This window comes from Pseudomonas sp. ENNP23, from assembly GCF_001728945.1.
In the GTDB taxonomy this organism is placed as follows: Bacteria; Pseudomonadota; Gammaproteobacteria; order Pseudomonadales; family Pseudomonadaceae; genus Metapseudomonas; species Metapseudomonas otitidis.
This window is the reverse complement of the sequence record NZ_LYSP01000010.1, coordinates 58824-85126: the sequence shown is the minus strand read 5'-3', so window position 1 is coordinate 85126 and position 26303 is coordinate 58824. Positions and strand designations below refer to the sequence as shown.

Here is a 26303-nt window from a genome sequence, read left to right as displayed (position 1 = left end):
GATCCCTCAGCGGATCAGGTTGAGGAACTCGCTGCGGGTCGCGGCGTTGTTGCGGAATTCGCCGAGCATCACCGAGGTGATCATCGAGGAATTCTGCTTCTCCACGCCGCGCATCATCATGCACATGTGCTGGGCCTCGATCACCACGGCCACGCCCAGGGCGCCGGTGACCTGCTCCACCGCTTCGGCGATCTGCCGGGTGAGGTTCTCCTGGATCTGCAGGCGGCGGGCGAACATGTCGACGATGCGCGCCACCTTGGACAGGCCCAGCACCTTGCCGTTGGGCAGGTAGGCCACGTGGGCCTTGCCGATGAAGGGCAGCAGGTGGTGCTCGCACAGGGAGTACAGTTCGATGTCCTTGACCAGCACCATCTCGCTGTTGTCGGAGGTGAACAGTGCGCCGTTGATCACCTCGTCAAGGGTCTGCTCGTAGCCGCGGCAGAGGTACTGCATGGCCTTGGCAGCGCGCTTGGGGGTGTCCAGCAGGCCTTCGCGGTTCACGTCCTCACCCAGTTGGCCGAGGATCGCGGTGTAGTGGCTTGCCAGTTTGTCGGGGCTAGAGTCCATGGTGCTTCCAGAATCGAGTGGATGTAGGCGGACCATTGGCATGCCCATCGGGCCCGGTTGTTGCCGGGGCAGCCCTTACGGCTGCATCGCACGCGGTGGGGGCGGGACGCTCTGACGGCGGCTTCCGCACGGCCACCCGGCACATGGTCGCGTTTCGTTCGGCGGCGATTGTACTGCGCCTGCCCGTGCTTGCCGAACTTCTTTGGCCGTTCCACCGTCTGATGGCAGTCGGCCATCGCGGCGATAGCAATCTTCGAGTGTCCATCGCTTCAGCCCATCCTCGGGCTGCCGATACCTGTGCCGTTCTTTCTATCCTCATGCCGTTTTCGAGGTCCTTCCCGATGTTCCAGTCATCCCTCAAGCGCGAACTGGCCGAGTGCCAAGCCCAGCTCGCGCAGGCTCTGGCGCGCCGTAGCGCCGTCGAACGCTCCATGGCGGTCATCGAGTTCCTGCCGGATGGCACCATCGTGTCCGCCAACGAGAACTTCCTCTCCGCGGTCGGCTACCGCCCGGAGGAGGTGCAGGGTCGGCACCACCGCATGTTCTGCGAGCCGGCCTATGCCAACAGCACCGAGTACCGCCGCTTCTGGGAGCGTCTGGCGGCGGGCGAGTTCATCCGTGACCGTTTCCGCCGGCGTGACAAGCAGGGGCGCGAGCTATGGCTCTAGGCCAGCTACAACCCGGTGCGTGACACGGCCGGGCGGGTGATCGGGGTGTTCAAGCTGGCCACCGACATCACTGCCCAGGTGCTGCGTGAACAGCAGCAGGAGAGCCTGATCAGTGCCATTGACCGTTCCATGGCGGTGATCGAGTTCAACCTGCGGGGGGAGGTGCTCACCGCCAACGAGAATTTCCTGAGCCTGATGGGGTATCGCCTGGACGAGATCCGTGGGCGCCATCACCGGCAGTTGTGTACCCGGGAGGACGCGGCATCGCCCGAGTACACGCAGTTCTGGGAGCGCCTGAATCGCGGCGAGTTCTTCACGGGCCGTTTCAAGCGGGTCAACAAGCGCGGGGATGTGGTCTGGCTGCGCGCCACCTATAACCCGGTGTTCGACGCCAACGGCACCCTCTGCAAGGTGGTAAAGCTGGCCACGGACGTGACCGAGCAGGTGCTGCACCAGCAGGCAGAGTCCGATGCTGCGCGCCTGGCCTATGAGATATCCCTGCAGACCGACGGTGGTGCGCAGCGCGGTGCCGAGGTGGTCCGGCGCACGGTGGACGTGGTGCAGGGCATCGCTGGCGAATTGAACCGGGCGGCCAGCGGCATTTCGGCCGTGAGCCAGCAGTCCGACCAGATCAGCAGTATCGTGCAGACCATCCGTGGTATCGCCGATCAGACCAACCTGCTGGCGCTGAACGCCGCCATCGAGGCGGCACGGGCCGGCGAGCAGGGGCGCGGGTTCGCCGTGGTGGCCGAGGAGGTGCGCAACCTGGCGGCACGCACGGCTCAGGCGACGGTGGAGATCGTCGACGTTGTACGGCGCAACCATGAGCTGTCCCAGGAGGCGGTCCAGAGCATGGAAAGCAGCCGCGAGAAGGTGGAACAGGGGGTGGAACTGGCCAGTCATGCGGGCCAGGCGATCCTGGAAATCCAGGAAGGTGCCCAGCGTGTGGTGGAAGCCATCCGCCAGTTCAGTTTCACGCTGGGGCGCTGAGCCGAGGGGGCGCCCGGTGCCGGGCGGCGCTGGTCACGTCTACTCGTCGCGGCCTTCGAGCATGGTGCGGCGCAACATCACGTAGAGGGCACCGGTGCCGCCGTGGCGCGGCAGGCAGGAGGTGAAGCCGAGCACCTGGGGATGCTGGCGCAGCCAGGTGTTGACGTGGCTCTTGATCAGCGGGCGCTTGCCATCCAGGCGCGCCGCCTTGCCATGGGTGATGCGCACGCAGCGGATTTCCAGCTTGGCGGCCTCGGCGAGGAAGTCCCAGAGGGTCTCTCTGGCCTTCTCCACGGTCATGCCGTGCAGGTCGAGGCTGCCCTCGAAGGCGATCTGGCCCTGCTTGAGCTTGCGCATCTGGCCTTCCTGGACGCCGTCGCGGGCCCAGTGCAGCTCATCCTCGGCACCCACGTCGATCACGAAGAGGTCGGACAGGCCGTCCACCTTGGTGGTGGTGCCCGCCTGGGTGGCGTTCTGCCGGCGACTGACGACCTGCTGGCGGTCGGCACGCGGCTTGCCGACATCGGCGCGGTCGTGCTGGATGCGTTTGACGCCACGCATCTGCTGGCTGAACAGGGAAAAATCGTCGTCTTGCATGAGGGTCTCCACAGCGGCTGCCCAGTTTACCCGTGAGGCGGGGCGACGTCAGTGGCGTTTCTTCATCAGTCGGGGTGACAGGTCCAGGTTGCTGCGCCGGCGGAAGCGCCGCCGTGCATGGCGCCAGAGCCCAACGCCGAAGACCAGCAGCAACAGGCCGGTGACCAGCAGGGTCAGCGCGGCGCCGGTGCTGTCGTTCAGTGGGCCGAGCGCAGGCGGACGGCCGAGCAGGGTGGCCGAGCCGGCCATCGCCAGGAGGATGCCCAGGGTGGCGATCAGGGCTGCACAGCCGGCCAGCAGCCGCCAGCCCAGGTGCCGGGGCGCATGGGGGCGAAGGCGGCGGGCGTCGAATCCATCGGGTTGTTTCATCCGGTGTTCCTCGTCTTGATCGGGCGTATGACCGGAACCAGCGGGTGGGGTTCCTGCCATTCGCCCGATAGGAGAGGGCCGGCTTTGCGGTGAGGCGTTGCCTCAGGCGAGGGCGCGTGCGTTGGGTACGACGCTGGCGAAGTTATCGGCGAGGGCGATGACCTCGACGCGGTGCATCTCGTCGGCGCTGATCACGCCGCCGTCAGGGGTGGGCAGGTCACGGGTGGCGCAGGCGGCAGCGACCAGGGTGCAGCGGTAGCCGTAGTCCTTGGCGGCGCGCACGGTGGTGCTGACGCTGGAGTGGGTCATGAAGCCGCAGACGATCAGGTCCAGGTGGCCGATCTCCTGCAGGCGATCGTGCAGGTCGGTGCCGGCGAAGGCGTTGGGCAGGCGCTTCTCGACGACCACCTCGCCGGGCAGCGGGGCGGCTTCGGGCATCTGCTGACCACGCTCGCCCTGGGGGTCCAGCAGGCCACCCGGCACACCCAGGTGCTTGACGTGTACGACAGGGGTGCCGGCTGCGCGAGCGGCGGCCAGCAGGGTCGCGATCTCCTCCAGTGCCGCGTCGAGGCCGGGCAGGGCCAGGACGCCGCTGCGGTACTCCTCCTGGACGTCGATGATGACCAGCGTGGCGTTGCTCAGGGTGGTCGGCGGGTAGCCCCGGCCGCTGAGTTGGAACATGGATTTGGGAGCAGACATGCGAATCTCCGGTACGGCGTAGGCCGCTATTGTCCGCCGAGTGACGCGATAAGTGAACCATGTCGCGCAATCCTCTTGCGGGAACCCTCCCGCCGGGCGCACCATCGGAGCTCTTCGGATGGAGTCGAAGTCGCCGTGTGCAAGGAGTTGCCGCATGAATAGCCTGTCTGATCTTCCCCCCTCTTTCTGGCTGCTGTTCGCCTGCGCCGTGGCCATCGCCGTGCTGCGCGAGTTGCGTCGTGAGCGCAGGGAAGATCCCTAGGTGCGTCGCAAGCCTCGAGCGGTCGGGTGTAGAATTCGCGTCCCGTTCCTAAAGGTAGAGCGTCGTGTCCGAATCCCGCCTGCGCACCCTGCGCGACCACATCCGCTGGGCCGTTAGTCGTTTCCATGGGGAGAACCTGTTCTTCGGCCATGGCACCGATAACGCCTGGGATGAAGCCCGCCAGCTCGTCCTCGGCGCCCTGCACCTGCCCTATGAAATTGCCGACAGCTACCTGGACTGCCGCCTGGAGGATGACGAGCGCGAGCATGTCCAGGCGCTGCTGAGGCGCCGCATCCACGAGCGCGTACCGGCTGCCTACCTGCTGGGCGAGGCTTGGTTCTGCGGCCTGCCGTTCGTGGTCGACGAGCGCGTGCTGGTGCCCCGTTCGCCCATCGGCGAGCTGATCGAGCAGGGCTTCGAGCCCTGGCTGCCGCACATGCCGGCGCGCATTCTCGACCTTTGCACCGGTTCCGGCTGCATCGGCATTGCCGCCGCCCACGCCTTCCCCGAGGCGGAGGTGGTGCTGGCCGACCTGTCCTTCGATGCGCTGGAAGTGGCCAACCAGAACATCGAACGCCACGAACTGGACGACCGCGTCTACACCGTCCAGGGCGACGGCTTCGACGGCCTGCCCGGCCAGCGCTTTGACCTGATCCTGTCCAATCCGCCCTATGTCGATGCGGAAGACTTCGCCGACATGCCCGAGGAGTACCACCATGAGCCCGCCATGGGCCTGGCCTGCGGTGATGATGGGCTCGACCTGGTGCGGCGCATGTTGGCCGAGGCCGCCGACCACCTGACTGAGCAGGGCACCCTGATCGTCGAGGTGGGCAACAGCCAGGTGCATGTGGAGGTGCTGTACCCGGAAGTGGACTTCACCTGGCTGGAGTTCGCCCGGGGCGGGCATGGCGTGTTCCTGTTGAGCGCCCGCCAGTGCCGTGAGCACCAGGACCTGTTCCGCGCCCGCCTGACGGGCTGAAAGGGTCGCCCCCGGTCGCCGCGTCTCTGAAAACTGAGGCGATGCCGCATTGGCAACGCAGGTGGTTCTTGGGCATGCCCCTCAGTGGGTGGCGATCCAGATCAGCAAGCCGGCCTGGAACACGGCGAAGACCACCAGGCAGGTGATGGTGAAACGCAGGCCGCTGTCGTCGCGCTTGAGCTCGGCGACGCGGTCCTCCAGCTTGCGGACCTGGATTTCCTGCTGATGCAGGTTGTGGTCGGCCTGCTGCAGCATGTTGGCCGCGTCCAGCAGGCCGATGACCTGCACCTTCTCCTTGTTCCAGTCATCCAGCAGCTCGCTGACGCGACCGGCGCCGTAGTTGGCGTGCAGTTGCAGCGGGTCCTGGTAGGTGACTTCGAATCCCTGGGCCTTGAGCACATGGTCACGGCGCTGGCGGATGTCTTCCGAGGCGGCCAGGGTGTTCGGCAGTGCGCCCCCTTCGACCCGGTAGTGGGCCCACTGGCGTCGTGCCCAGTGGATGCCTCGGGCCAGCAGGAAGCGTCCCAGGCCGCGGTTCTGGGGCTCCAGTCGAAGGCCGTCGTCGGGGCCGAAGCGGACCTCCTTGCTGCGGTGATCGGCCCAGACCTCCAGGCGGTTCTGCTCCTTGCGCATGAGTTGCCCTGGCAGGTTCAGGCTGAGCACCAGCAGGCTGTGGTCGGGGCTGTGCCGCTCCACCTCGCCCAGCTCGATGAAGCGCAGTGGTCGGGGCCCTGTGGTGGGGTCGGCCGGCAGCGGCGCGAGCCTCAGCAGCAGGTGGTTCTCCGGCTCCAGGTCGGCCCAGGGATGCGGTGGCACCACCACGGGTGTGGGGTCCAGGGCCTCGGGGGGCGGGGTGTCGGTGTCGCTCATCGGGCTTTCCTGTTGCAGGCGCGGTGTGATCCGGTTATCGGCCGCCAGGCGGCGGGCTGGAGGGCAGGGCGGCGATGAACGCCAGCAGGTGCTGGCCGAGCTCGCGAGCCAGCGGCAGCTCGGCGGCATTATAGGAGGCCAACTGCTCCTGGATACCGGCCGGTGTGATGCGCAGGATGTGGTTCATGCCGCCGATGATTGCCAGTTCTGCGTCGGGCTTCGCCGCCTTCAGGGCCTCGGCATCGGCAACGCCGACCTGGATGTCGTGGCTGCCCTGCAGGATCAGTGCGGGGATCTTCACTGCTGCGAAAGCCTCAACCGGGTCGTGGGCCAGTAGCGAGATCAGGTAGGGCTGCACGCTGGGTCGGAACAGCACCATCAGTGGTGGCGGAACCTCGTCCATGGTCTGGCCGTTGCGCAGGGCCGTGAGGATCGCGGCGCTCCGTGCCAGGAGCGGAGGCGGCAGGCGTTGGCGCAGTTGTTCCATCAGCAACTGGTCGAAGGGCCGGCCGCTGCCGGCGATCACCACCAGGGCGGCGGCCCCGGTGCGTGGCGCGGCCAGACTGGCGATCAGCGCGCCTTCGCTGTGGCCGATCAGGATCAGCCTGGAAAACCGGGGGTCGGCTCTGAGCTGGCGTGCCCAGGTGACGGTATCGTCCACGTAGCCGTCCAGGCTCAGTTGGCGTTCGTCCGGGCCGGCGTCGTGGCTGGCGGCAATGCCGCGCTTGTCGAAGCGCAGGCTGGCGATGCCGTTTCGCGCCAGCAGCTCGGCGAGCTTCTTAAGGCTGTCGTTACGCCCGCCCATGGGGTTGTTGCCGTTGCGGTCGGTGGGGCCGGAACCGGCCACCAGTAACGCGACGGGGGGCGGCTCCTTGCCGCCTGGCAGCAGCAGGGTGCCGTGGAGCACGCCGGTACCGGTGTCCAGGTCCAGGGGGCGCTGCAGCACGGTATGGGCGGCGAAGCCGGTGGCGGGTGGGAGAAGGCTGCAGAGCAGCGGGGCGAGCAGGGTGTACAGCAGTCGGGGCATGGGGGAATCCGTGTGGGCGTGCCAGGCTTGGATGCCGGCACCGGCGCAAGGTTCGTGGATGAACTGGCCGGGCGCCGCAGGTATACTCCTCGGCCTTTCTTCGAGGCCCATTTCAGCGGAGCACTGTGCATGTCCGGCAACACCTACGGCAAGCTGTTCACCGTCACCACGGCTGGCGAAAGCCACGGCCCGGCGCTGGTCGCCATCGTCGACGGCTGCCCGCCGGGGCTGGAGCTTTCCCTGGAGGACCTGCAACGTGACCTCGACCGCCGCAAGCCGGGTACCAGCCGCCACACCACCCAGCGCCAGGAGGCCGACGAGGTGGAAATCCTCTCCGGCGTCTTCGAAGGCCGCACCACCGGCTGCTCCATCGGCCTGCTGATCCGCAACACCGACCAGAAGTCCAAGGACTACTCGGCGATCAAGGACCTGTTCCGCCCGGCCCACGCCGACTACACCTACCACCACAAGTACGGCGTCCGCGACTACCGCGGCGGCGGCCGCTCCTCGGCGCGCGAGACCGCCATGCGCGTCGCCGCCGGCGCCATCGCCAAGAAGTGGCTGGCCGGGCAGGGCATCCGCATTCGCGGCTACATGAGCCAGCTCGGCCCGATCGAGATCCCCTTCAAGACCTGGGACTCGGTGGAGCAGAACGCCTTCTTCAGCCCCGACCCGGACAAGGTGCCGGAGCTGGAGGCCTACATGGACCAGTTGCGCCGTGACCAGGATTCCGTCGGCGCCAAGATCACCGTCGTCGCCGAAGGCGTGCCGCCGGGCCTGGGCGAGCCGATCTTCGACCGCCTGGACGCGGAACTGGCCCACGCGCTGATGAGCATCAACGCGGTGAAGGGCGTGGAGATCGGCGCCGGCTTCGCGTGCGTCGCCCAGCGCGGCACCGAGCACCGCGACGAGCTGACTCCGGAAGGCTTCCTCAGCAACAACGCCGGCGGCATCCTTGGCGGCATTTCCTCGGGCCAGCCGATCGTCGCCCACCTGGCGCTCAAACCCACCTCCAGCATCACCACACCGGGCCGCTCCATCGACGTCGACGGCAACCCGGTGGACGTGATCACCAAGGGCCGCCACGACCCCTGCGTCGGCATCCGTGCCACGCCCATCGCCGAAGCCATGATGGCCATCGTGCTGATGGACCACCTGCTGCGCCATCGCGGGCAGAACGCCGATGTGCGCGTCAGCACCCCGGTGCTCGGCCAGCTGTGACCGGCGGCGCGCTGCCGTACTGGCGGCTGTCCGGCTTCTACCTGTTCTACTTCGCCCTGCTGGGTGCCACGGCGCCCTTCCTCGGGCTCTATTTCGCCCACCTGGGCTTCTCCGCCGCGCGCATCGGCGAGCTGGTGGCCATCCCCATGCTGATGCGCTGCGTGGCGCCCAACCTCTGGGGCTGGCTGGGCGACCGCAGCGGCCGGCGCCTGGCCATCGTGCGGCTGGGCGCGCTCTGCACCCTGTGCACCTTCGCGCTGATCTTCGTCGACAAGAGCTACGCCTGGCTGGCGATGATCATGGCCCTGCACGCCTTCTTCTGGCATGCGGTGCTGCCGCAGTTCGAAGTGATCACCCTCGCGCACCTCAAGGAGCAGGCGGCGCGCTACAGCCAGATCCGCCTGTGGGGCTCGATCGGCTTCATCCTCACCGTGGTCGGCCTGGGCAAGGCGTTCGAGGTGTTCAGCCTGGACGTCTACCCGGTGGCGCTGGTGGTCATCATGGCCGGCATCGTGCTCAGCAGCTGGTGGGTGCCCAATGCCACGCCGGTGGCCCGGGAGGGGGGCGCCAGCGGCGGCTTCCTCGACCAGTTGCGGCAACCCGGCGTGCTGGCGTTCTACCTGTGCGTGGGGCTGATGCAGCTTTCCCACGGCCCGTACTACACCTTCCAGACCATCTACCTGGAAAGCCTCGGCTACCCGCGCGGCTTCATCGGCCAGCTTTGGGCGCTGGGCGTGGTGGCGGAGGTCTTGATGTTCCTGGCGATGGCGCGCATCCTCTCGCGCTTCCCGGTTCGCCAGGTGCTGGCCGCGAGCTTCCTGCTCGCCGCGTTGCGCTGGCTGCTGCTGGGGCATCTCGCCGACAACCTCGCGGTGCTGCTGTTCGCCCAGGTGCTCCATGCGGCGACCTTCGGCAGCTTCCACGCGGCGGCCATCCATTTCGTGCAACGCCAGTTCGGCCCGCAGCAGCAAGGCCAGGGCCAGGCGCTCTACGCAGCCCTCGCCGGCACCGGCGGTGCGCTCGGGGCCCTGTACTCCGGTTACAGCTGGAACAGCCTGGGCGCCTCCTGGACCTTCGTCATCGCCAGCCTGGCCGCCATGGCCGCTGCCGTTATCATTGCCACTCAATTGAAAGAGGAGCGGGCATGAACCGCGAAACACTCACCCGTGAAATCATCGAGGCCGGCCGCTTCCTCTATGGCCGCGGCTGGTCGCCGGCCACCAGCAGCAACTATTCAGCGCGGCTGTCGGCCGACCAGGCGCTGCTGACCGTCTCCGGCAAGCACAAGGGCCAGCTCGGCGAGGACGACGTGCTGGCCACCGATCTCGACGGCATCAGCCTGGAGCCCGGCAAGAAGCCCTCCGCCGAGACCCTGCTGCACACCCAGCTGTACCGCTGGAAGCCCGGGATAGGCGCCGTGCTGCACACCCACTCGGTGAATGCTACCGTCCTCTCGCGGCTGACCCTGAGCGACTCGCTGGTGTTCGCCGACTATGAACTGCAGAAGGCCTTCAGCGGCGTGACCACTCACGAAAGCCCGGTGGAAGTGCCGATCTTCGACAACGATCAGGACATCGCCCGCCTGGCAGCCAAGGTCCAGCCCTGGCTGGACGCGCACCCCGAGTGCGTCGGCTACCTGATCCGTGGCCACGGCCTCTACACGTGGGGCCCACGCATGAGCGACGCGCTGCGCCAGGTCGAAGCCTTCGAGTTCCTGTTCGAGTGCGAGCTGAAGGTTCGCGCCCTGCAGGCCCGCTGACGCCACCCTCCGCCGAGGGAGCCTTGACCCAGACCGCCCGTGCGACCGGCCAGCAGAGCCGGAGCCGGCGACCAGGAGTACACCGATGAGCAGCCTTTCCGTTTACCACGAGTCCAGCCCCGACCTGCCGAACAAGGTGCTGACCCATGTCGACGACATCGCCTCCACCCTTGCGGCCGTGGGCGTGCGCTTCGAGCGCTGGCAGGCCAGCGCGCCGCTGGCCCCGGGGGCGAGCCAGGACGAGGTGATCGCCGCCTACCGCCCACAGATCGACGCGCTGATGAAGGAGCGCGGCTACGTGACGGTGGACGTGGTCAGCCTCGACCGCAGCCACCCGCAGAAGGCCGAGCTGCGTGCCAAGTTCCTCGACGAGCACCGTCACGCCGAGGACGAGGTGCGCTTCTTCGTCGCCGGGCGCGGCCTGTTCACCCTGCACATCGACGACTACGTCTACGCCGTGCGGTGCGAGAAGAACGACCTGATCTCGGTGCCGGCTGGCACCCGCCACTGGTTCGACATGGGCGAAGAGCCGCACTTCGTCGCCATCCGCCTGTTCAATAACCCCGAGGGCTGGGTTGCCCAGTTCACCGGGGACGACATCGCCAGGCGCTTTCCTCAGTTGGAGGATTGAGGTCGTAGGCGGTGCAGGGAACGTGGTGGGCTGAAGCCCACCCTACGCCCACCCGATACACCCGCCCGGTACGCCTGTCTACGTCCATCCATCCCTGCGATTGCGCCGGGTCCAGTGAATATCGAAATACCGGAGTCCGCATGCCCATCAAGGCCATCCTCACTGACATCGAAGGCACTACCAGTGCCGTGAGCTTCGTCTTCGACGTGCTGTTCCCCTATGCCGCCCGGCACCTGCCGGGCTTCGTCAGCGAGCACGCCGCCGAGCCGGCCGTGGCGGAGCAGTTGGAAGCGGTGCGTCGCGAGAGTGGCGAGCCCGAGGCCAGCGTCGAGCGCGTGGTGGCGATCCTGCTGGAATGGATTGCCGAGGACCGCAAGGCCACCCCGCTCAAGGCGCTGCAAGGCATGGTCTGGGAGCAGGGCTACCGGGCCGGGCAGCTCAAGGGTCATGTCTACCCGGATGCAGTCGAGGCGCTGCGCCGCTGGCACGCCGAGGGCTATCGGCTGTACGTCTACTCCTCGGGCTCGATCCAGGCGCAGAAGCTGATCTTCGGCTGTTCCGAGGCGGGTGACCTGAGCCTGCTGTTCTCCGGCTACTTCGACACCACCAGCGGCCCCAAGCGGGAGGCTGGGTCCTACCGCCGTATCGTCGAGGCCATCGGGCTGTCGGCAGAGGAGGTGCTGTTTCTCTCCGACGTGGTGCAGGAACTGGACGCGGCGCGCGAAGCCGGCCTCCCCACCATCGGCCTGGCCCGCGAGGGCGGCGAGCTGGCCGGGCATCCGACCGTGGCCAGCTTTGCGGTGATCGACCCGGCACACACCTGAGTCGACCCTCTCGTCAGTAGTCCAGCCACACCGCGCGGTGGTCGGAGCCTTGCCAGGGCAGGGCGCCCACCGCCTTCACCGTGCGGTCGCTGCGCAGCAGGATCAGGTCCACGCCCAGCAGCCCCGGCCACCAGGTGGGGCGCACGCGCTGGGCGGTGAGGCGCAGGCCGGCATCGGCCAGAAAGTCCTGCAGGCGCGGTGAGAACGCCGTGCTGTTGAAATCCCCCATCACCACCACTTCGCGACCTTCCAGGACGATCTGCTCGGCCAGCTGGCGCAGGCTTTCGTCCCGGGCTGCCGCCAGCTCCGGCCCCAGGGGGGGCGGCGGGTGGATGCCGTAAAGCACGGTGCCGTCATCCAGCTCGGCGCGGATGTAGGGGTAGGCGGCCAGTCCGCGCGGCTCCAACACCTGGCAGCGGCGCACCGGTTGGCGGGTGAACAGCGCCAGGCCGAACGGGCCGTCCTGGTAACGGGCGCAGGCTTCCTGGGCTTTCAGCGGCGCCAGGCGTTCGCCCCAGGCGGGAGTTGCTTCGGTGAGGAACAGGGCATCGGCCGGCAGTGCGTTGAGCCAGGCGGCCTCGGCGTCGGCGCGGGGGTTGTCCAGGCGCAGGTTGTAGGCCATCACCCGGCGCTCCTGCCCGGTGCTGCCCGGCGCGTCGTGTGGCCAGGGGGTGAGGCCCCAGCCGATCACCCCGGCGCCCGCGAGGACGAACAGCAGCGACGAGGCATTGCGCGGGTTGGCAAAGGCCCCCACCAGCATCAGGCCGGCCTGCAGTGGGGCGAAATGGCTGAACAGCTCCAGCACCCAGTGGAAGCGACCGAACTGGCCGAGCACGAGGGTGACCAGGCCAAGCCAGGCAAGCTGGTTGAGGTGGAAGCGCAGGGCCTTGAGCACGGAAACATCCTGATGACGGCAGGTGGGAGATTGTAGGGCATCCGCCGATGGACGGAACCTTGCCCGTGGTCATCTGCCAAACCCGCTGTTCACCCGGACGGCAGGGGCGCGATGCCCCCGTCACAATCCTGTGCATGGGAGGACGCCATGAGCGGAGCGGCAATTGCTTTCTACGGCGGGCTGGGCGCACTTTACCTGCGTCCCCGTGCTCGGGCTGTTCAACTGGGCCTGGAGGGGCCCGCGCAGGCGATGTCCGGGTGCCGCCTGATCCGTCTTTCCCAACAGGAGCGTTGTCATGGGTTCGCTGCTAAACAGCCTGGCCGGCCTGGTCATCCTGGCCCTGGATATCTGGGCCATCCTCAATGTCATCAAGAGCAAGGCCGAGATCGGCATGAAGGTGCTGTGGGTCCTGCTGATCGTGCTGCTGCCGGTGCTTGGCCTGATCATCTGGGCCATCGCCGGCCCCCGTGGCGAAGTGCGGTTGTGAGCCGTCGGCTACGTGCCTGGGTGGGCTCCTTGCTGGCCCTGGGCTGCCTGACGGCCCTGGCCGAGCCCCAGGATGACGCCTGGGCGGCGCTGCGCAGTGGCCAGGCCGCCCTGTTGCTGCGCAATGCAAACGCGCCGGGAGCGGGTGATCCGGCGGGCTTCCGGTTGCAGGACTGTCGGACCCAGCGCAACCTCGACGCCCAGGGCCGGCGGGAGGCCCAGCAATGGGGCCAGTTGCTGCGCCGCCACTGGATCAAGGGGCCGCGCATCTATGCCGGGCGCTGGTGCCGCACCCAGGAAACGGCTCTGGAACTGGGGCTCGGCGCGGTGGAGACCCTGGATGCGCTGGATTACTTCGATGGTGACCTGACCGCTGCGAAGCGCCTGCGTCAGCGCGTCAGCCAGCTGCCGCGTGGCATGCCGCTGGTGCTGGTGACCCACGCGGTGAGCATCGGGGCGCTGGCCGGCATCACGCCGGTTCCAGGCGAGGCGGTGATCGTGGCGATGCCGATCAGCGAGCCGCCTCGGGTGCTGGCGCGGGTGCCCGCGCCGCATTGAGTCAGATGAGTTGCAACTGGTCCTGGGCCGGCTGCAACTGGGCGCCTTCAAGACGCAGCAGGATGGCCTTGCGCTCCAGCCCGCCGGCAAAGCCGGTGAGGCTGCCGTCGCGGCCGATCACCCGGTGGCAGGGAATGATGATGGCGATGGGGTTGGCGCCATTGGCGGCGCCCACGGCGCGCACGGCCCGGGGACGGCCGATTTCCTGGGCGAGGGCGGCGTAGTGGGTAGTCTGGCCGTGGGGAATCGCCTGCAGGGCCCGCCAAACGTCCTGCTGGAAGGGCGTGCCGCGTGGCGCCAGCTTCAGTTCGAAGCGTTTGCGCTTGCCGGCGAAGTAGGCGTCCAACTGCCGGCAGGCATCGTCCAGCTCGCGTGTGGCGGGCTGCCAGGTCGGGTCCAGTTTCCAGGGCGTGGCGCTGTCCATGTGCAACATGCGCAGCCCTTCCTCGTCGCCGGCCAGCAACAGGGTTCCTATGGGGCTGGGGTGGTGGCGGAAGTACACGTCAGTTCTCCGTTGCGTAGCTGTGCCAGAGGTACACGGCGGCGTAGGCGCGCCACGGCCGCCAGCGCTCGGCGCGTTCGGCGAGCTGGCGTGGGCTGATGCCGCCGGCCCCCCAGAGGGGGGATTTGAGCAGGCCCAGGTCGGCCGTGGGGAAGGCATCCGCGTCGCCGAAGGCCCGCAGGGCAATGTACTGGGCCGTCCAGGGGCCGATGCCGGGCAGGGCGCAGAGCCGCGCCTGGAAGGCTTCGACGCCGTCCGCCAGGCTCAGTTCCAGCTCGCCCGATGCCACGGCGGCGGCCAGTCGGCGCAGGGTCTCGACCCGCTTGCCAGGCATGCCGATGCCGGGGAGGGCGTCCTCGGCGATGGCCGTCGGGGTGGGGAACAGGCGCAGGCCGTCGGGGCTTCCGGGCAGGGGCGTGCCCAGGCGTTCCACCAGGCGGCCTGCGATGGTCACGGCGGCCTTTACTGTTACCTGCTGGCCGATGATGGTGCGCACCGCCTGTTCGAACGGGTCGAAGGCGACCGGCAGGCGCAGCCCGGTGTGCCGCTCCAGGAGCGGCTTCAGCACCTCGTCCCGAGCCAAAGTGGCGGCGACGGCGAGGGGGTCGCACTCCAGGTCGAACATGCGCCGCACCCGCTGGGCGATATCCGCCTGGGCCGCTGCGGCCTCGGGCGGCAGTTCCAGCAGCAGGGCGTCGGGCGTGGGCGTGACGCGGAACCAGCTGTGCAGGCCGCCCAGGCGGATGCTGCGGGTGTAGCCGTGCTCTTCCACCCGTTCGACGCCGGGCAGGCGACGCAGGCTGAAGTGGGCGTGGAACTGGTGCCAGTGCCAGGGCGGCTGGAAGGGCAGAGCCTGGCGCAGGAGAGGGGCGGGTGTCTGCATGGCGCGACGATACCCGCTGAGGGCGTGGCCTGTCGCGGGAAAATCGGCCGTCGCTACGGTTCGACCTGAAACGGTGAGCGTCGTAGAATGCGCGCCTTTCTCCGGGCGGGCCGCTGTTCCGTCCTTCTGCAGCCACTACGGGAGACCGCTCATGAGCGATTACCAGGAAACTCTCTATGACGGCTACGGCCAGCGTTTTCGCATGGACAAGCTGCTTCATGAGGTCCGCACCGAGCACCAGCATCTGGTGATCTTCGAGAACGCGCGCATGGGTCGCGTGATGGCGCTGGACGGTGTGATCCAGACCACCGAGGCGGACGAGTTCATCTACCACGAGATGCTCACCCATGTGCCGATCCTGGCCCATGGCGCTGCCCGCCGCGTGCTGATCATCGGTGGTGGCGACGGCGGCATGCTGCGCGAGGTGCGCAAGCACAAGGCGGTCGAGAGCATCACCATGGTGGAGATCGACGGCACCGTGGTGGACATGTGCAAGGAGTTCCTGCCGAACCACTCCAAGGGCGCCTATGACGACCCGCGCCTGAACCTGGTGATCGACGACGGCATGCGCTTCGTCGCCAGCACCGAGGAGAAGTTCGACGTGATCATCTCCGACTCCACCGACCCCATCGGGCCGGGCGAGGTGCTGTTCTCCGAGAACTTCTACCAGGCCTGCCGCCGCTGCCTGAACGATGGCGGCATCCTGGTGACCCAGAACGGCACGCCCTTCATGCAACTGGCTGAAGTGCAGACCACCGCGTCGCGCATGAACGGCCTGTTCGCCGACTGGCACTTCTACCAGGCGGCGGTGCCCACCTACATCGGCGGGGCCATGACCTTCGCCTGGGGCGCGACCCAGGGCGATACCCGCAAAGTCTCCCTGGAGGTGCTGCGCCAGCGCTTCGCCGGCAGCGGCATCGTGACCCGCTACTACAACCCCGAGGTTCACCTGGGCGCCTTCGCGCTGCCGCAGTACGTGCTGCAGGCCGTGGGCAAGCCCAGCAACGACTGAGGTGCCCGGCCTCCTTTCCGGGGGCTGGCTGAATGAAAAAACCGCTGCCGGATCGCTCCGGCAGCGGTTTTTTCATGGCGGTGTGCTTCAGCCGAAGCGGTAGATGTCCATGCCCAGTGCACCGAGGGTGAAGCCGCTGTGGGTCAGGCGGAATGGGCCGCCGGCTCCGCGTGCGAAGTACAGCGGCAGCAGGTGCTCGTCGCTGGGGTGGCTGCGCACTGCATTGGGCGCCTGGGTGCGGTAGTGGTGCAGGGCGTCTTCGTCATCGCGGGCCAGGTGCTCGACCATCCAGTCGCGGAAGGCCTGGGCCCAGTCGGAGCCGTGGTCGTCCTGCGCGTGCCAGTCCAGCTCCCGCAGGTTGTGGGTGATGCTGCCGGAGCCGATCAGCAGCACGCCTTGGTCGCGCAGGGCGGCCAGGGCACGGCCGACCCGGGTCTGGAAGGCCGGACCAAGGCGACTGGGCAGGGACAGTTGCAGCACCGGGATGTCCGCTTCCGGGTACATCAGCGACAGCGGCACCCAGGCGCCATGGTCGAGGGGGCGCTGGTCATCGATGGCAGCGTCCAGGCCGGCGGCCTTCAGCAGCCCCTGGACTTCGCGCGCCAGTTCGGGTGCGCCGGGGGCGGGGTACTGGACGGCGTAGAGCGCCGGCGGGAAGCCGTAGAAGTCGTGCCAGGTCTCGGGGTGGGCGCCGCCGGTCAGGCTCAGGCCCTGGCTCTCCCAGTGCGCGGACACCACCAGGATGGCGCGCGGGCGCGGCAGCTCGGCTGCCAGGCGGGCGAGGGCGGGGCCGCTGGCGCCGGGTTCCAGTGCGAGCATCGGGGAACCGTGGGAGATGAACAGGGTGGGTAGCATCCGTGGCGTCCTCCGTTAGGATGGGCGCCATGTTCTGCGCTGGACGTATCGACTTCCAGCATAAAATTCTGCGCGTATCTATCGAATCATCAGGAGGATCAGGTGGAAGAGTCATTCTGGCAGGCACGTTGGCACAGCAATCAGATCGGGTTCCATCAGGACGAGGCGAACCCCTGGCTGCTGCGGCATTGGCACGCCCTGGCACTCCCGGCCGATGCGCAGGTGCTGGTGCCACTCTGCGGCAAGAGCCTGGACCTGCTGTGGCTCGCTGAGCAGGGCCATCGGGTGCTGGGCGTGGAGCTGGCGGAGAAGGCGGTGCTGGACTTCTTCGCTGAATGGGGCGTGGAACCGGGTGTGAGCGAGGTTGGGGCGCTGCGCCGCTTCAGTGCCGGGCGGGTGGAGATCCTTCAGGGGGACTTCTTCGCCCTGACGCCCGAGGACACCCAGGACTGTGTTGCGCTGTATGACCGCGCGGCGATCATCGCCTTGCCGCCGGCCATGCGCGAGGCTTATGTCGAACACCTCACTCGCCTGCTGGCGCCGGGCTGCCGGGGGCTGTTGGTGACCCTGGAGTACGAGCAGTCGCGGCTCGAAGGCCCACCGTTCTCGGTGCCGGAAGAGGAAGTCCGCACGCGCCTGGAAGCGGATTGGAACGTGGAGCTGCTGGAGCGGGAGAATGTGCTGGAAAACAACTGGAAGTTCGCCTCACGCGGCCTGGACGCCTTGCACGAGCCAGTATTCCGCCTGCAGCGCAGGGGCTGAGGCTCGGCGGCGCACAATGAAAAAGGGCAGCCTCAGTGGCTGCCCTTTTGGTTGGCTTCGGTCGGATCAACCGCGGCGGCGCAGGGCCTCGATGCGGTCTTCCAGGGGCGGGTGGCTCATCAGTAGGCCGGCCAGGCCGTTCTTCAGGCCACCGTTGATGCCGAAAGCGGTCAGGCTGTCAGGCATCTGCACCGGCACGCCCTGTTCGGCGCGCAGGCGCTGCAGGGCACCGATCATGGCGTTGGTGCCGGCCAGTTGGGCGCCGGCTTCGTCGGCGCGGTACTCACGTTTGCGCGAGAACCACATGACGATGATGCTGGCGAGGATGCCCAGGACCAGCTCGGCGAAGATGGTGGCGATGAAGTAGCCAATGCCGTGGCCTTCTTCGTTCTTCAGGATCACCTTGTCGACGAAGTTGCCGAAGATGCGCGCGAAGAACATCACGAAGGTGTTCACCACACCCTGGACCAGCGCCAGTGTGACCATGTCGCCGTTGGCCACGTGGCCGATCTCGTGGGCCAGCACCGCTTTCACCTCATCGGGCGAGAAGCGCTCCAGCAGGCCCTGGCTGACGGCGACGAGGGCGTCGTTGCGGTTCCAGCCGGTGGCGAAGGCGTTGGCTTCGTAGGCAGGGAAGATGCCCACCTCGGGCATCTTGATGCCGGCCTCGCGGGACAGCTCCTCGACGGTCTGCAGCAGCCACTGCTCATGGCGGGTACGGGGCTGGGTGATGATCTCGGTGCCGGTGCTCATCTTCGCCATCCACTTGGAGATGAACAGCGAGACCAGGGAGCCGGCGAAGCCGAACACGGCACAGAACACCAGCAGACTGCCGTAGTTCTGCCCGGTGAAGCGATCTACTCCCAGCAGCTTCAGCGTAATGCTGGCAATCACGAGGACTGCAAGGTTGGTGGCCAGGAACAACAGAATTCGCATCATGATTGGGACGGTCTCCTCACGGCGGGAAGCGGTTTGATATGCGGGGGTATATAAGGTTCGGGCGAGGGCGATTCAACCGAACCCTTATTTCAAACTGTGTCGCCTGCCGCGCCATCGGGGCCGCTGAACAGCAGGCGTGACAGCCGCGCGATGCGTTCGCTACTGCGGCTGGCCAGTGCTTCGCGCAGTTGGTGGGCGAGGGTGCCGTGGACCCTCCGCACACTTGGCGGCAGCGCCCCTTCGTCGCCGACCGCGTGGGGAATGCTGCGGGACAGGCGCAGGAAGCCCTTCTCCGTGAGCACGGCCTGGTCCAGCGCTTCGTAGCGGATGGTGCTCTCGTAGCGGATGTAGCCTTCTTCGGCCAGCCAGATCAGGGCGCCCAGGCAGCTCTGGTGGCGTTTGCTGGGCAGGCCGAACTCGTCCGGCTCCTCGTGGCCGATCAGGTCCTCCACGTACAGTGCGGATTTGCGCGGGAAGGCGAGGTAGAGCGTCAGCAAGCCGGCTGCGCAATCCTTGTAGAAGTCGTCGATCTGCAGGTCCATGGTCAGAGTGCTCGCGCCAGCAGCGCGTTGGGGAGCAGCGGCAGCAGGCGGCCGATCAGCGCCCAGGGCCAGCCGGGCACGTAGGCGCGGCGGGTCTGGCGCTCGATGTGCTGGGCGATCAGCCGGGCGCCGTGCTCCACGTCGATGAGGAAGGGACGCGGCCCTGCTCCCTGGTTGATGGGGGTGTCGATGTAGCCGGGCAGCAGCAGGGTGGTGCGCAGGGGGCTGCGGTACAGCTCCAGTTCGAGGGCTTCCATGTAGCTGATCAGCCCGGCCTTGCTCGCTGAATAGCCGGCGGTCGCCGGCAGGCCGCGCTTGCCAGCGACCGAGGCCACGGCCACCAGGTGGCCATGGCCCTGCTCGCGGAACAGTTGGGCGGCGGCGTCCAGGCAGGCGATGGTGCCGATCAGGTTGGTCTCCAGGGTCTGCTGGAAGCGCTCGAAACGGCCCGTGCCGACCTTGCCCGCCAGGCCGATGCCGGCGTTGGCGATGAGCCCGTCGAGCCCGCCCAGGGCGTTCTTCGCCAGGCCCACGGCGTCCTGGCAGGCGGCGTAGTCGGTGACGTCGAGGGGCAGCACGGCGATGTTCCGACCGTGGCGCGCGCGCAGCTCTTCGGCGAGTTGCTGGAGGGGTTCCTCCCGGCGTGCCGCCAGGGCCAGGTCATGTCCCCGGGCAGCCAGCTCGCGGGCCAGGGCCATGCCGATGCCGGAACTGGCGCCGGTGAGCAGGTAGCGGCGGGGCTGGCCCATGGCGGTACTCCTTTACTGGCGGTAGGTCTTGAGGAAGTTGCCGATGCGGCCGATGGCCTGCTCCAGGTCGTCGACGCGGGGCAGGGTGACCACGCGGAAGTGGTCCGGCCACGGCCAGTTGAAGGCAGTGCCCTGGACGATCAGCAGCTTCTCGGAGAGCAGCAGGTCGAGCACGAATTTCTCGTCGTTGTGGATCGGGCAGACCTTCGGATCGATGCGCGGGAAGGCATAGAGCGCGCCCATGGGCTTGACGCAGCTGACGCCGGGGATGTCGTTGAGCAGTTCCCAGGCGCGGTTGCGCTGCTCCAGCAGGCGGCCGCCGGGCAGGACCAGGTCGTTGATGCTCTGGTAGCCGCCGAGTGCGGTCTGGATGGCGTGCTGGCTCGGCACGTTGGCGCACAGGCGCATGTTGGCCAGGATGTCGAGGCCTTCGATGTAGCTCTGGGCGCGGTGCTTGGGCCCGGAGATGGCGATCCAGCCGGAGCGGAAGCCGGCCACGCGGTAGGACTTGGACAGCCCGTTGAAGGTCAGGCAGAGCACGTCCGGCGCCAGGGAGGCGGTGGAGATGTGCTGGGCCTCGTCGTAGAGAATCTTGTCGTAGATCTCGTCGGAGAAGATCACCAGGTTGTGCTGGCGGGCCAGCTCGACGATTTCCAGCAGCAGCTCGCGGGAGTACACGGCACCGGTGGGGTTGTTGGGGTTGATCAGCACCAGGGCCTTGGTGTTGGGGGTGATCTTCGCCTTCATGTCGGCGATGTCCGGGAACCAGCCGGCCTGCTCGTCGCACAGGTAGTGCACCGGCTTGCCGCCACCCAGGGCTACGGAGGCGGTCCATAGCGGGTAGTCGGGGGCGGGGATCAGCACCTCGTCGCCGTTGTTCAGCAGGGCCTGCAGGGCCATCACGATCAGCTCGGAGACGCCGTTGCCCAGGTAGATGTCCTCGATGCCGACGCCTTCCACCTGCTTCTGCTGGTAGTACTGCATGACGGCCTTGCGGGCGCTGAACAGGCCCTTGGAGTCGCTGTAGCCCTGGGCAGTGGGCAGGTTGCGGATGACGTCCTGAAGGATTTCCTCCGGGGCTTCGAAGCCGAAGGGGGCCGGGTTGCCGATGTTCAGCTTGAGGATGCGGTGGCCTTCCTCTTCCAGACGCTTGGCGTGCTTGAGCACCGGCCCGCGAATGTCGTAGCAGACGTTGGCGAGCTTGTTGGATTTGCTGAACTGCATGGTTCTGAGGGTCCCGAATGTGTTGATGTGCCGGGGGGCGGCCGCTGGGGCAATGGAAGGGGCGGATACCTTGGCAGCCGGCAGCGCCGCTGCCAGACTGGCGCCCGAAGGCACGCATGATACGTGCGGCCCGATGGCCGGAAAAGGTACGGGTCGGGCTTTTTTCCGCAACGAGGTGACCCTATGGAAAAGCTGGACAAACCCCTTGAAGCCTGGCGCGAAGAGCTGACCGACGCGCAGTTCCACGTCTGCCGCCTGGGGGGCACCGAACGGCCCTTCACCGGCGAATACAACGGCACCAAGACGCCCGGCATCTACCACTGCGCCTGCTGCGGTGCGGCGCTTTTCGATTCCGACGCCAAGTACGACTCCGGCAGCGGCTGGCCCAGCTACTTTCAGCCGGTGGACGACCAGGCCATCGCCGAGCTGGAGGACTTCAGCCACGGCATGCACCGCGTCGAGGTGCGCTGTGCCCGTTGCGAGGCCCACCTGGGGCATGTCTTCCCCGATGGACCCAGGCCGACCGGGCTGCGCTACTGCATCAATTCGGTGGCGCTGAAGCTCGTGCCTCGGGACTGAGTGCCAAGGCCCGCCGCTGGCGGGCTTTGTTTTTTCAGGTGAGTTGTGTGCAATTCAATTGAGCGCTATTTTTATCGCGGCTTTCCCTTCCTGACCTTCATCGTTTGAGGCGCGCACCATGAGCGATCGGCTTCTCGACATTTCCGTCACCACCATCAAGGGCGAACAGAAAACCCTGGCGGACTTCGGCGGCAAGGCGCTGCTGGTGGTCAACACCGCCAGCAAGTGCGGCTTCACCCCTCAATACAAGGGGTTGGAGGCGATCTGGCAGCAGTACCGCGACAAGGGCCTGGTTGTGCTGGGCTTCCCCTGCAACCAGTTCGGCAAGCAGGAGCCGGGTGACGAGGGGGCGATCTCGGAGTTCTGTGAACTGAACTTCGGCGTGACCTTCCCACTGTTCCGCAAGATCGAGGTGAACGGCGCGGGAGCCCATCCACTCTACGTGGCGCTGAAGAAGCGGGCGCCGGGCCTGCTGGGCAGCCAGGGCATCAAGTGGAACTTCACCAAGTTCCTGATCGACGGCGAGGGCCGCGAGGTCAAGCGCTTTGCGCCCACCACCAAGCCCGAGGAACTCACTGCCGAGATCGAAGCGCTGTTGAAATGAAGCCGTTTTCGTCGCCATCCGAGGCAGACCTGCTGCTGGAGAACCAGCTCTGCTTCAAGCTCTACGCCGCCTCCCGCCTGGTGATCCGGGGCTATCGGCCGTTGCTGGAGCGCCTGGGGCTGACCTACCCGCAGTACCTGGCGATGCTGGTGCTCTGGGAGTGGCAGGTGCGACCGCCCGAGCAGCCGACGGTGAAGGCCCTTGGAGAACGTCTGATGCTGGATTCCGGCACCCTGACGCCTTTGCTCAAGCGCCTGGAACAACTGGGTCATGTGCAGCGGCGCCGGGCGGCCCAGGACGAGCGCGAGGTACACCTGGCGCTTACCCCCTCGGGGCTGGCCCTGCGTGACGAGACGGCGGCGCTGCGTGCCCACCTGATCTGCGACAGCGGGCTGGATCTGGACGAGATGGTCGCGCTGCGCGCGCGACTCTCCGAATTGCTGGAACGCTTCAGCGGGTTGGCTGGGTAGCTGGCAGCCAGTTGTCCAGCAGGGTCACCAGGTCTTCCCGGCGGAACGGCTTGGCCAGGTAGTCGTCCATGCCGGCAGCGCGGCAGCGCTCGCGTTCGTCCGGCAGGGCGTTGGCCGTCAGTGCGACGATGGGCAGATCGGGCCATTGGCCGCTCTGGCGGATGCGCCGAGTGGCTTCGTAGCCGTCCATGATCGGCATGTTGCAGTCCATCAGCACCAGCTCCACCGGCTCCCTCGCCAGCACTTCCAGCGCTTCGCCGCCGTGGCTGGCCACCAGCACCTCGCAGCCGAGCTTGCTGAGCATGCCTTTGGCCACCAGTTGATTCACCGCGTTGTCTTCCACCAGCAGCACGCGCGCGGAGTGGTGCGGGCGCGGCCGTTGCTCGCTGCTGGGTTGGGCGGTGTGCTCGTGAGGGTGCAGGCTGCGATGAAGGGCCTGGTACAGGGTGGAGCGCGAGATCGGACGGGCCAACTGCTGCAACGGTGCCAGCGGCGCGGCGCGTTCGGCAGGCAGGAAGCTGCCGTAACCGGTGACCAGCAGGATCGGTGTCGACCCGGCGTCACGCAGGCGGGGCAACTGCTCCGGCGCGTCGGTGATCACCTGGTCCCACGGGCCATCATCCAGGGCGGCTTCAGGGTTGCGTCGCTCGTAATGGATGCCCCAGATCGGCAGCCAGACCTTGAGCAGGTCCGACAGGCCACTGCCTGCCGGGCAGAGGGCCAGGACGCGACCCTTGAGCGGAGGTGGCAGCATGGCGGGGGTGTCCTGGAGCAGCGGCAATTCGGCGCTGAACTGACTGCCCAGGCCTTCTTCGGAATGCACCTGGAGGCGGCCTTCCATGGCTTCGCACAGGCGGCGGGTGAGTGCCAGGCCGAGGCCGGTGCCGCCGAATTGCCGTGCGATCCCCGCGCCGCCCTGGGCGAAGGGCTGGAACAGCTTCGGCAGGGCTTCGGCAGAGATGCCGATGCCGGTGTCCCGCACGCTGATCACCACGCCCTGGTCGCCGGCCGGCGTCACCCGCAGGTCCACCCGGCCGACACGGGTGAACTTGAGGGCGTTGGAGAGCAGGTTGCTGACGATCTGCCGTACCCGCGTCGGGTCGCCCATCACCAGGGAGGGCAGGCGTGGGTCCACCTGGCAGCTCAGCTCCACGCCGGGTGCGGCGTTCTGCGAGAGCAGGCTGGCGGTGTCTTCCACCAGCACGCCGAGGTCGAATGGGATGGCCTCCAGCTCCAGTTGGCCGGCTTCGAACTTGGACAGGTCGAGGATGTCGTTGAGCAACTCCACCAGCACGCTGCCGGAGTCGTGGGCGATGGTCAGTTGCTGGCGTTGCTCGGGGCTCAGGGGGCCGTCGAGGGTGAGCGAGAGCATGCCCAGCAGGCCGTTGAGCGGCGTGCGGATCTCGTGGCTCATGTTGGCGAGGAAGGCTGCGCGAGCCTGGGCGGTTTCCAGGGCGCTGGCGCGGGCCATCTCCAGCTCGGCGTTGGACTGGCTGAGACGGCGGTTGGTGGCCTTCAGCTCGGCGGTTCGGGCCGAGACGATGTTCTCCAGTTCGGCCAGGTACTGCGTAAGGCGGTCTTCCGCGTCTCGGCGCTGGCCCATCTCGGTCATCAGGCTGGCCAGTTGGCGGTTGATCACGTCCACCAGCACGCCGATCTCGTCCTGTTCATGGCCGGGCGGGTAGGGCAGGCGGTTTTCGCCGGAGGGGCGGCTGTCCCGCTCACTGAGGCCGCGGATCAGTCCCACCAAAGGTTTGGTCAGCATGCTGTAGAACAGCACCAGCAGGATCAGCGAAAGCAGCAGGCTGCGTACGAAGCCGGACACCATGGTGAGCATCGAGCGCCGCAGGAAATGGTTGCCGAAGGCGAAGGTATCCACTTCCAGGCGCAGCAGGCCCAGGGCTTCCTCGGGGGCGTGTGCGATGAACAATGGGTCCTGGAACTCGCGGCGGGCGCCGAACAGGAAGTCGCTCAATACGCGGTAGTCGCTGCGGGCTGCCGGACGGCTGACGCTGGCGAGCACGGTGCCGCTGTTATCGATTATCTCGGCGCGGATCACTGCCGGTGAGCGCAGCAGTCCGGCTACCAGTTCCTGGGCCAGTTCCGAGTCGATGTTGTAGGTAATGCGGGCGGCGGGGTTGTGGCTGATTTCCAGCAGGGCGCGGATTTCCCGGTCCAGCGAGGCGTTCTCGCTGGTGTAGTCGATGCCGACCTGGATGACGCTGAGCAGTGTTCCGAGGATGAAGGCCACCAGCACGGTGAGACTGGCCTGCTTGAACGACAGGCGTTGGGTCAGCGGGATATCCATGGGGGGTGATTCGGCCTTGTTCCGTGGGCTTGCCAAGCATAGCCTATCCCACCTTTCGGCCATCTGGCTGTGCCTCATTACAAGGAGTTGGAACGTGGATTCCCGATTGCTCGACTTCCTCGAACGCGCCGACGCGGTGCTGGCTCGTCTGGAGCCGTTGCTGCCGGTGGAGCGCCCGGTAATCGACTGGGATCGCTGCCTGGCTGCGCGTTGGCTCCGTGACGGGCGCAGCGGCTTTCTGCAGCCGCTGGAAGTTAGTCTGGACCTGGATCTGGGCGACCTGATCGGTGTGGACCTGCAGCGGGACACCCTGGCGCGCAACACCCGTCAGTTCGTCGACGGCCTGCCGGCCAACCATGCCCTGCTGTGGGGCGCACGGGGCACGGGCAAATCCTCGCTGATCCGGGCGCTGCTTGCGGCCCATGCCGGGGAAGGGCTGCGCCTGGTGGAGATCGAGCGTGACCACCTGGCGGACCTGCCCCGCGTGGTGGAGTTGCTCGCCGGGCTGCCGCAACGCTTCGTACTGTTCTGCGACGACCTTTCGTTCGAGGCGGGCGAGGGCGACTACCGGGTACTCAAGAGCGTGCTCGATGGCTCCCTGGAACGGGCACCGGACAATGTGCTGCTCTACGCCACCTCCAACCGCCGCCACCTGGTGCCGGAGAAGCAGAGCGACAACGAGAACTGGAGGATGGTGGACGGCGAGCTCCACCCCAACGAAGCGGTGGAGGACAAGATCGCCCTGTCCGACCGCTTCGGTCTCTGGCTCTCCTTCTATCCCTTTACCCAGGAACACTTTCTGGCAGTGGTGCGCCACTGGATCAGCTCCCTGGCCGCTACCGCCGGGCTGGAGTGGGCCTGGGATGAAGCCCTGGAGAAGGAAGCCATCCGCTGGGCCCTCGGGCGCGGCAACCGTAACGGCCGTTGTGCCTATCAATTCGCCCGCCAATGGGTTGGCCGGGCGCTGCTGGAGACTGCTTGATGATCGATCTGAAAACCGCCGGTGCCGGCCTCGACGGCTACGCGCTGCTGGCGGCGCAACTGGAATCCCTGCTGGCCGACGAGCGCGACTTCATCGCCAACGCCTCGCAGTTCGCGGCGTTCCTGTTCAATGAGCTGCCCGACCTGAACTGGGCCGGCTTCTACCTCAACAAGAACGAGCAACTGGTACTCGGGCCATTCCAGGGCAAGGTGGCCTGTGTACGGATTCCCTTCGATAAGGGTGTCTGCGGGGCTGCTGCCCGTACCCGGGCGACCCAGCGTGTGGAGGATGTGCATGCCTTCCCCGGGCACATCGCCTGCGACAGCGCCTCCAATAGCGAGCTGGTGGTTCCCCTGGTGAAGAGCGGCGTGCTGATCGGGGTGCTGGACCTGGACAGTCCGAGCGTCGGGCGTTTCAGTGAGGCAGACCAGGTGGGTATCGAGAACCTGGCGTCGATCTTCCTGCGGTTGACCGACTGCTGAGGGGCGTA

The 26303-nt window shown here is 67.3% G+C and carries 32 protein-coding genes and 1 pseudogene; 18 read left to right on the top strand and 15 right to left on the bottom strand.

Annotated features, from left to right (window positions below; translation table 11 throughout):
* Nucleotides 1-6: 6 nt before the first annotated feature.
* Nucleotides 7-567, bottom strand: coding sequence for a GTP cyclohydrolase I FolE (folE, locus tag A9G05_RS08175; protein ID WP_069560493.1), 561 nt, complete (start codon nucleotides 565-567; stop codon nucleotides 7-9).
* Nucleotides 568-908: 341 nt separating this feature from the next.
* On the opposite strand from folE, the gene A9G05_RS28390 reads away from it, so the two are divergent.
* The 3 genes and pseudogenes from A9G05_RS28390 to A9G05_RS28380 all read left to right on the top strand — a co-directional run bounded on the left by A9G05_RS28390 (nucleotide 909) and on the right by A9G05_RS28380 (nucleotide 2225).
* Nucleotides 909-1235: a PAS domain-containing protein gene (locus A9G05_RS28390; RefSeq protein ID WP_256548314.1), complete on the top strand. Its 327-nt coding sequence runs from the start codon at nucleotides 909-911 to the stop codon at nucleotides 1233-1235.
* Nucleotides 1236-1250: 15 nt separating this feature from the next.
* Nucleotides 1251-1682 (top strand): annotated as a pseudogene (locus A9G05_RS28385) (PAS domain-containing protein); the annotation flags it as partial.
* Entirely contained in the window at nucleotides 1668-2225 is a 558-nt protein-coding gene (locus A9G05_RS28380; RefSeq protein ID WP_256548319.1) for a methyl-accepting chemotaxis protein, read from the top strand. The pseudogene A9G05_RS28385 and the gene A9G05_RS28380, both read left to right, overlap by 15 nt.
* A 39-nt stretch (nucleotides 2226-2264) precedes the next feature.
* On the opposite strand, the gene A9G05_RS08165 is transcribed toward A9G05_RS28380, so the two are convergent.
* The 3 genes from A9G05_RS08165 to A9G05_RS08155 form a co-directional block, all read right to left on the bottom strand.
* The gene (locus tag A9G05_RS08165; protein WP_069560492.1) at nucleotides 2265-2822 is read right to left on the bottom strand and encodes a Smr/MutS family protein; all 558 of its coding nucleotides are present in this window, start codon (nucleotides 2820-2822) and stop codon (nucleotides 2265-2267) included.
* Between the two features lie 48 nt (nucleotides 2823-2870).
* On the bottom strand, nucleotides 2871-3191 hold the full coding sequence (locus A9G05_RS08160) for a hypothetical protein (protein ID WP_069560491.1): 321 nt from the start codon (nucleotides 3189-3191) through the stop codon (nucleotides 2871-2873).
* Between the two features lie 102 nt (nucleotides 3192-3293).
* Nucleotides 3294-3890: a cysteine hydrolase family protein gene (locus tag A9G05_RS08155; protein WP_044399773.1), complete on the bottom strand. Its 597-nt coding sequence runs from the start codon at nucleotides 3888-3890 to the stop codon at nucleotides 3294-3296.
* Nucleotides 3891-4216: 326 nt separating this feature from the next.
* Here A9G05_RS08155 and prmB point away from each other — a divergent pair, with 326 nt between their 5' ends.
* A complete protein-coding gene (prmB, locus tag A9G05_RS08150; RefSeq protein WP_069560490.1) occupies nucleotides 4217-5131 on the top strand; it encodes a 50S ribosomal protein L3 N(5)-glutamine methyltransferase in 915 nt (304 codons plus the stop codon).
* An 81-nt stretch (nucleotides 5132-5212) separates the two neighbouring features.
* On the opposite strand, the gene A9G05_RS08145 is transcribed toward prmB, so the two are convergent.
* Nucleotides 5213-6001 carry an N-acetyltransferase gene (locus tag A9G05_RS08145; RefSeq protein ID WP_069560489.1) on the bottom strand — a complete coding sequence of 263 codons (789 nt, stop codon included), beginning with the start codon at nucleotides 5999-6001 and terminating at the stop codon, nucleotides 5213-5215.
* Between the two features lie 34 nt (nucleotides 6002-6035).
* Nucleotides 6036-7028 carry an alpha/beta hydrolase gene (locus tag A9G05_RS08140; protein ID WP_083272518.1) on the bottom strand — a complete coding sequence of 331 codons (993 nt, stop codon included), beginning with the start codon at nucleotides 7026-7028 and terminating at the stop codon, nucleotides 6036-6038.
* A gap of 129 nt (nucleotides 7029-7157) precedes the next feature.
* Between A9G05_RS08140 and aroC the strand changes: the two genes are divergently transcribed.
* The 5 genes from aroC to mtnC all read left to right on the top strand — a co-directional run bounded on the left by aroC (nucleotide 7158) and on the right by mtnC (nucleotide 11463).
* A complete protein-coding gene (aroC, locus tag A9G05_RS08135) occupies nucleotides 7158-8249 on the top strand; it encodes a chorismate synthase (RefSeq protein WP_069560488.1) in 1092 nt (363 codons plus the stop codon).
* Nucleotides 8246-9397, top strand: a complete 1152-nt coding sequence (locus A9G05_RS08130; protein WP_069560487.1) for an MFS transporter — start codon at nucleotides 8246-8248, stop codon at nucleotides 9395-9397. Before aroC ends, A9G05_RS08130 begins: the two co-directional genes overlap by 4 nt.
* Nucleotides 9394-10008: a methylthioribulose 1-phosphate dehydratase gene (locus A9G05_RS08125; protein ID WP_069560486.1), complete on the top strand. Its 615-nt coding sequence runs from the start codon at nucleotides 9394-9396 to the stop codon at nucleotides 10006-10008. Before A9G05_RS08130 ends, A9G05_RS08125 begins: the two co-directional genes overlap by 4 nt.
* 85 nt (nucleotides 10009-10093) lie before the next feature.
* Complete coding sequence (locus A9G05_RS08120; protein WP_069560485.1) at nucleotides 10094-10639, top strand: acireductone dioxygenase; 546 nt, start codon at nucleotides 10094-10096, stop codon at nucleotides 10637-10639.
* Between the two features lie 140 nt (nucleotides 10640-10779).
* Entirely contained in the window at nucleotides 10780-11463 is a 684-nt protein-coding gene (gene mtnC, locus A9G05_RS08115) for an acireductone synthase (RefSeq protein ID WP_069560484.1), read from the top strand.
* 13 nt (nucleotides 11464-11476) lie between these two features.
* Here the strand turns inward: mtnC and A9G05_RS08110 are convergent, their stop codons facing one another.
* A complete protein-coding gene (locus A9G05_RS08110) occupies nucleotides 11477-12358 on the bottom strand; it encodes an endonuclease/exonuclease/phosphatase family protein (RefSeq protein ID WP_069560483.1) in 882 nt (293 codons plus the stop codon).
* A 295-nt stretch (nucleotides 12359-12653) separates the two neighbouring features.
* Between A9G05_RS08110 and A9G05_RS08105 the strand changes: the two genes are divergently transcribed.
* Together A9G05_RS08105 and A9G05_RS08100 are read left to right on the top strand one after the other, a co-directional pair.
* Nucleotides 12654-12845, top strand: coding sequence for a PLDc N-terminal domain-containing protein (locus A9G05_RS08105; RefSeq protein WP_069560482.1), 192 nt, complete (start codon nucleotides 12654-12656; stop codon nucleotides 12843-12845).
* A complete protein-coding gene (locus A9G05_RS08100; RefSeq protein WP_256548312.1) occupies nucleotides 12842-13402 on the top strand; it encodes a histidine phosphatase family protein in 561 nt (186 codons plus the stop codon). The genes A9G05_RS08105 and A9G05_RS08100 overlap by 4 nt, the downstream gene beginning before the upstream one ends.
* 1 nt (nucleotide 13403) lies before the next feature.
* Here the strand turns inward: A9G05_RS08100 and A9G05_RS08095 are convergent, their stop codons facing one another.
* On the bottom strand, nucleotides 13404-13904 hold the full coding sequence (locus A9G05_RS08095) for a methylated-DNA--[protein]-cysteine S-methyltransferase (RefSeq protein WP_069560481.1): 501 nt from the start codon (nucleotides 13902-13904) through the stop codon (nucleotides 13404-13406).
* A gap of 1 nt (nucleotide 13905) precedes the next feature.
* Nucleotides 13906-14787 carry a DNA-3-methyladenine glycosylase gene (locus tag A9G05_RS08090; protein WP_069560480.1) on the bottom strand — a complete coding sequence of 294 codons (882 nt, stop codon included), beginning with the start codon at nucleotides 14785-14787 and terminating at the stop codon, nucleotides 13906-13908.
* A 151-nt stretch (nucleotides 14788-14938) separates the two neighbouring features.
* Between A9G05_RS08090 and speE the strand changes: the two genes are divergently transcribed.
* Nucleotides 14939-15799 carry a polyamine aminopropyltransferase gene (gene speE, locus A9G05_RS08085; RefSeq protein ID WP_069560479.1) on the top strand — a complete coding sequence of 287 codons (861 nt, stop codon included), beginning with the start codon at nucleotides 14939-14941 and terminating at the stop codon, nucleotides 15797-15799.
* A gap of 87 nt (nucleotides 15800-15886) precedes the next feature.
* Here the strand turns inward: speE and A9G05_RS08080 are convergent, their stop codons facing one another.
* Nucleotides 15887-16654, bottom strand: coding sequence for a class III extradiol ring-cleavage dioxygenase (locus tag A9G05_RS08080; protein ID WP_069560478.1), 768 nt, complete (start codon nucleotides 16652-16654; stop codon nucleotides 15887-15889).
* Between the two features lie 102 nt (nucleotides 16655-16756).
* Between A9G05_RS08080 and A9G05_RS08075 the strand changes: the two genes are divergently transcribed.
* Complete coding sequence (locus A9G05_RS08075) at nucleotides 16757-17416, top strand: thiopurine S-methyltransferase (RefSeq protein WP_069560477.1); 660 nt, start codon at nucleotides 16757-16759, stop codon at nucleotides 17414-17416.
* Nucleotides 17417-17482: 66 nt separating this feature from the next.
* On the opposite strand, the gene htpX is transcribed toward A9G05_RS08075, so the two are convergent.
* From htpX to A9G05_RS08055, 4 genes are all read right to left on the bottom strand, one after another.
* The gene (gene htpX / locus A9G05_RS08070) at nucleotides 17483-18355 is read right to left on the bottom strand and encodes a protease HtpX (RefSeq protein ID WP_069560476.1); all 873 of its coding nucleotides are present in this window, start codon (nucleotides 18353-18355) and stop codon (nucleotides 17483-17485) included.
* A gap of 89 nt (nucleotides 18356-18444) precedes the next feature.
* On the bottom strand, nucleotides 18445-18897 hold the full coding sequence (locus A9G05_RS08065) for a hypothetical protein (protein ID WP_069560475.1): 453 nt from the start codon (nucleotides 18895-18897) through the stop codon (nucleotides 18445-18447).
* A 2-nt stretch (nucleotides 18898-18899) separates the two neighbouring features.
* Nucleotides 18900-19646, bottom strand: coding sequence for an SDR family NAD(P)-dependent oxidoreductase (locus A9G05_RS08060; protein ID WP_069560474.1), 747 nt, complete (start codon nucleotides 19644-19646; stop codon nucleotides 18900-18902).
* 12 nt (nucleotides 19647-19658) lie between these two features.
* The gene (locus A9G05_RS08055) at nucleotides 19659-20870 is read right to left on the bottom strand and encodes a pyridoxal phosphate-dependent aminotransferase (protein ID WP_069560473.1); all 1212 of its coding nucleotides are present in this window, start codon (nucleotides 20868-20870) and stop codon (nucleotides 19659-19661) included.
* A gap of 183 nt (nucleotides 20871-21053) precedes the next feature.
* On the opposite strand from A9G05_RS08055, the gene msrB reads away from it, so the two are divergent.
* From msrB to A9G05_RS08040, 3 genes are all read left to right on the top strand, one after another.
* Nucleotides 21054-21449: a peptide-methionine (R)-S-oxide reductase MsrB gene (gene msrB, locus A9G05_RS08050; protein ID WP_069560472.1), complete on the top strand. Its 396-nt coding sequence runs from the start codon at nucleotides 21054-21056 to the stop codon at nucleotides 21447-21449.
* A 118-nt stretch (nucleotides 21450-21567) separates the two neighbouring features.
* Complete coding sequence (locus A9G05_RS08045) at nucleotides 21568-22053, top strand: glutathione peroxidase (RefSeq protein ID WP_069560471.1); 486 nt, start codon at nucleotides 21568-21570, stop codon at nucleotides 22051-22053.
* Complete coding sequence (locus tag A9G05_RS08040) at nucleotides 22050-22523, top strand: MarR family winged helix-turn-helix transcriptional regulator (RefSeq protein WP_069560470.1); 474 nt, start codon at nucleotides 22050-22052, stop codon at nucleotides 22521-22523. The genes A9G05_RS08045 and A9G05_RS08040 overlap by 4 nt, the downstream gene beginning before the upstream one ends.
* Here the strand turns inward: A9G05_RS08040 and A9G05_RS08035 are convergent.
* Complete coding sequence (locus A9G05_RS08035) at nucleotides 22504-24831, bottom strand: ATP-binding protein (protein WP_069560469.1); 2328 nt, start codon at nucleotides 24829-24831, stop codon at nucleotides 22504-22506. The two genes, A9G05_RS08040 and A9G05_RS08035, sit on opposite strands and share 20 nt — an antisense overlap.
* 94 nt (nucleotides 24832-24925) lie before the next feature.
* On the opposite strand from A9G05_RS08035, the gene A9G05_RS08030 reads away from it, so the two are divergent.
* Both A9G05_RS08030 and A9G05_RS08025 read left to right on the top strand, forming a co-directional pair.
* Nucleotides 24926-25813, top strand: coding sequence for an ATP-binding protein (locus tag A9G05_RS08030; protein WP_069560468.1), 888 nt, complete (start codon nucleotides 24926-24928; stop codon nucleotides 25811-25813).
* A complete protein-coding gene (locus A9G05_RS08025) occupies nucleotides 25813-26295 on the top strand; it encodes a GAF domain-containing protein (protein ID WP_069560467.1) in 483 nt (160 codons plus the stop codon). The genes A9G05_RS08030 and A9G05_RS08025 overlap by 1 nt, the downstream gene beginning before the upstream one ends.
* Nucleotides 26296-26303: the final 8 nt, after the last annotated feature.